Source organism: Phenylobacterium sp. (assembly GCF_030693805.1).
Classification (GTDB): Bacteria; Pseudomonadota; Alphaproteobacteria; order Caulobacterales; family Caulobacteraceae; genus Phenylobacterium.
Window position 1 is genome coordinate 1 of sequence record NZ_JAUXZW010000069.1, and the last position, 4,596, is coordinate 4,596.

The window sequence follows — 4,596 nt, forward strand, 5'->3', positions numbered from 1 at the left end:
GGCCGATCATTCCGCACGGCCAGTCCGACACCGCCTGCCTCGACAATGCCCTCGAACTGCTGGTCGCCGGCGGCTATTCGCTGAGCCACGCCATGATGATGCTGATTCCGGAGGCCTGGGCCGGCAATCCGCTGATGGATCCCAAGCGCAAGGCTTTCTACGAATACCATGCAGCGCTGATGGAGCCGTGGGACGGCCCGGCCGCCGTGGCGTTCACCGACGGTCGTCAGATCGGCGCGACGCTGGACCGCAACGGCCTGCGCCCGGCGCGTTTCGTGATCACCGACGACGACACCGTGATCATGGCCTCGGAAGTCGGCGTGCTGCCGGTTCCGGACGAGAAGATCGTGCGCAAGTGGCGCCTGCAGCCCGGCAAGATGCTGCTCATCGACATGGAGCAGGGCCGGATCATCGAGGACGAGGAGATCAAGCGCAGCCTGGCGGGCGCCGAGCCCTACGCCGATTGGCTGGCCGACACCCAGTTCAAGCTCGAGGACCTGTCCGAGGTCGAGGCCGCTCAGTCCGTGCCGGCCAACGATCCCGCCCAGCTGCTCGATCGCCAGCAGGCCTTCGGTTACACGCAGGAGGACCTGCAGGTGTTCCTGGAGCCGATCGCCCAGACCGGTGAAGACCCAATCGGGTCGATGGGCACCGACACGCCGCTGGCCGTGCTTTCGCGCCGACCCAAGCTGCTCTACGAATACTTCAAGCAGAACTTCGCCCAGGTCACCAACCCGCCGATCGATCCGATCCGCGAAGAACTGGTGATGTCGCTGGTGTCGATGATCGGACCCAGGCCCAATCTGCTCGGCCGCCACGCCGGTTCGCACAAGCGCCTCGAAGTCGCCCAGCCGATCCTCACCGACGAGGACCTGGCCAAGATCCGGGGCATCAGCCAGTTGCTGGACGGCGCGTTCCGCACCGCCACGCTCGACGCCACCTGGCCGGCGGAAGCCGGCGCGCCCGGTCTCTCCGAGGCGCTGGCCAGGCTCTGTCGCCAAGCCACCGACAGCGTGCTGGCGGACATGTACATCCTGATCCTGTCGGACCGGGCCGTTTCGCCCGACCGGATCCCGATCCCCGCGGCGCTGGCCACCGCGGCTGTGCACCACCATCTGATCCGCCAGGGGCTGCGCATGCAGACAGGCCTGGTGATCGAGACCGGCGAAGCGCGAGAGGTGCACCACTTCTGCGTCCTGGCCGGCTACGGCGCCGAGGCGGTGAACCCCTACCTGGCGTTCGAGACCCTGGAGCAACTTCGTGTGCGCAACGGCCTGAAGGCCAGCGCCTATGACGTGCGCAAGAACTTCATCAAGGCGGTCGGCAAGGGCATCCTGAAGGTGATGTCCAAGATGGGCATCTCCACCTACCAGTCGTACTGCGGCGCGCAGATCTTTGACGCGGTGGGCCTGAGCACCGACTTCGTCGAGCAGTTCTTCACGGGCACCGCGACGACCATCGAGGGCGCCGGCCTGCGCGAGATCGCCGAAGAGGCGGTGCTGCGCCATCGCGACGCCTACGGCGACGCGCCGATCTATCGGACCATGCTGGATGTGGGCGGGACCTACGCCTACCGCCTGCGCGGCGAGGCGCACGCCTGGACGCCGGATTCGATCGCGCGGCTGCAGCACGCGGTGCGCGGCAACGTGTCCGAGGAATACCGGGCCTACGCCGAGGCGATCAACGTGCAGAACGAGCGGCTGCTGACGCTGCGCGGCTTGATGCGGCTGAAGCCGGCCGAGACGCCCGTGCCGCTCGACGAGGTCGAGCCGGCGGTCGACATCGTCAAGCGTTTCGCCACAGGGGCCATGAGCTTCGGCTCGATCAGCCGCGAGGCGCACACCACGCTGGCCGTGGCGATGAACCGTATCGGCGGCAGGTCCAACACCGGCGAGGGCGGCGAAGAGGTCGACCGCTTCAAGCCGCTGCCGAACGGCGACAGCATGCGCTCGGCGATCAAGCAGGTGGCCTCGGGCCGCTTCGGCGTCACCGCCGAGTACCTGGTCAACGCCGACGACATCCAGATCAAGATGGCCCAGGGCGCCAAGCCCGGAGAGGGCGGCCAGTTGCCCGGCCACAAGGTCGACAAGAACATCGCCGCCGTGCGCCACTCGACGCCGGGCGTGGGCTTGATCAGCCCGCCGCCGCACCACGACATCTATTCGATCGAGGACCTTGCGCAGCTCATCCACGACCTGAAGAACGTCAATCCGGGCGCGCGGATCTCGGTGAAGCTGGTCTCGGAAGTGGGCGTGGGCACCGTGGCTGCGGGCGTCGCCAAGGCGCGCGCCGACCATGTGACTATCTCCGGCTACGAAGGCGGGACGGGGGCGTCGCCGCTCACCTCGCTGACGCACGCGGGCTCACCCTGGGAGATCGGCCTCGCCGAGACCCAGCAGACCCTGCTGCTGAACGGCCTGCGCACGCGCATCGCCGTGCAGGTGGACGGCGGCCTGCGTACGGGGCGCGATGTCGCGGTGGGCGCGTTGCTGGGGGCCGACGAGTTCGGCTTCTCGACCGCGCCGCTAATCGCCAGCGGCTGCATCATGATGCGCAAGTGCCACCTGAACACCTGCCCGGTGGGCGTGGCGACGCAGGACCCGGTGCTGCGCGCACGCTTCACCGGCCAGCCGGAGCACGTGATCAACTTCTTCTTCTTCGTGGCCGAGGAACTGCGCGAGATCATGGCGCAGATGGGCTTCCGCTCGGTCGCCGAGATGATCGGGCGGGTCGACCGCATCGACATGAACCCGGCGCTGGACCACTGGAAGGCCGAAGGCGTCGACCTGACGAAGCTGCTGTACGCGGCGCCTGCCGGCGCCCAGAAGGGGCTCTGGAACATGGACCGCCAGGACCATGGCCTGGGAGCAGCCCTGGACCACCAGATGATCTCCGATGCTCAGGACGCGCTGACCGAGGGTCGGCCGATGCGCGGCGAATACCAGATCCGCAACGTCAACCGCACGGTGGGCGCGATGTTGTCTGGGCAGGTGGCGCGGCGCTACGGCCATACGGGCCTGCCCGAGGACACCATCGCCCTGCGCTTCATCGGCCAGGCGGGACAGAGCTTCGGCGCGTTCCTGGCTCGCGGCGTCAGCGCCGAGTTGATCGGCGACGGCAACGACTATGTCGGCAAGGGCCTGTCCGGCGGCCGCGTCGTGGTGCGACAGCCCGCGGGCTCGCAGCGTGACCCGACGCAGAACATCATCGTCGGCAATACGGTCCTCTACGGAGCCATTTCGGGCGAGGCCTATTTCGAGGGCGTAGCCGGCGAGCGGTTCGCGGTGCGCAACTCCGGCGCCGTGACGGTTGTCGAGGGCCTGGGCGACCACGGCTGCGAGTACATGACCGGCGGCGTGGTGGTGGTGCTGGGCGAGACCGGGCGCAATTTCGCGGCCGGGATGTCCGGCGGAGTGGCCTATGTCTACGATCCGCACGGCCGCTTCCGCGACCTGGTCAACCCGGCGATGGTGGACCTTGAGGCCATAGGTCCCGCAGCGCCGGCGGAGCGGGGCGATGAAGCCCTGCGGCCGTCCCAGCGCTCGATCAGCGTCGACAACAACGGAATGGGTGACGTCCTGCGCTTCGATGCCGAACGGCTGCGCATCCTGGTCGAGCGGCACAATCTCTACACCGGAAGCGCGCGAGCGCGCTTCCTGCTGGAGAACTGGGACCAGGCGCTTTCCGACTTCGTCAAGGTGATGCCGAGGGACTATCGCCGTGCGCTTCAGGACATGGCGGAGGAGCGGCGGGCCGCCGCCGCCGTCGCCGCCGAGTAGCGTTTTCTTCAGATCGCGTCCAAAGCCAGCCCGCCTTCGGCGGACCGGTCGCCGACGCCAGCAATTGTCGGAGCATACCGATGGGCAAGCCCACCGGATTTCTAGAGATCGAACGGCGGGACCGGGCCTACGATGACCCGAAGAACCGGCTGAAGACCTGGAAGGAGTTCGTCCATCCGTTGCCGACGGCCGAAGTGGCCGGCCAAGCCGCGCGGTGCATGGATTGCGGAATTCCGTTCTGCCACCAGGGCTGCCCGGTCAACAACCAGATCCCGGACTTCAACAACCTAGTCTATCGCGACCAATGGAAAGCCGCGCTGGAGAACCTGCACTCGACCAACAATTTCCCCGAGTTCACAGGACGGATCTGCCCGGCGCCGTGCGAGGCGTCCTGCACGCTGAACATCGACGACAACTCGGTCACCATCAAGATGATCGAGTGCGAGATCGTCGATCGCGGATGGTCGGAGAACTGGATTGTCGCAGAGCCGGCGCCGCGCGGCACAGGCAAGCGCATCGCGGTGGTGGGCTCCGGCCCCGCGGGCCTGGCCTGCGCGCAGCAACTGGCGCGCGCCGGCCACGCGCCGACGGTGTTCGAGAAATCCGACCGCATCGGCGGGCTGCTGCGCTACGGCATTCCCGCCTTCAAGATGGAGAAGCATCTCATCGACCGCCGCGTGCGGCAGATGGAGGTCGAGGGCGTGCTGTTCCGCACCAATATCGAGGTCGGCGTGACGGTGTCAGTGCAACGGCTGCTGGACGACTACGATGTGCTGGTGATGGCCGGCGGCGCCGAGGCGCCGCGCGACCTGGAGGT

Annotated in this window: 2 protein-coding genes; both read left to right on the top strand. The window is 67.6% G+C overall.

Going from position 1 to position 4,596, the window contains the following annotated elements:
• Positions 1-3,779, top strand: a 3,779-nt coding sequence (gene gltB / locus Q8M88_RS03130; protein ID WP_305594791.1) for a glutamate synthase large subunit, incomplete at its 5' end; no start/stop codon positions are given.
• 80 nt (positions 3,780-3,859) lie between these two features.
• Positions 3,860-4,596: glutamate synthase subunit beta (locus Q8M88_RS03135; protein WP_305594792.1), on the top strand; the 737-nt coding region annotated here is incomplete at its 3' end.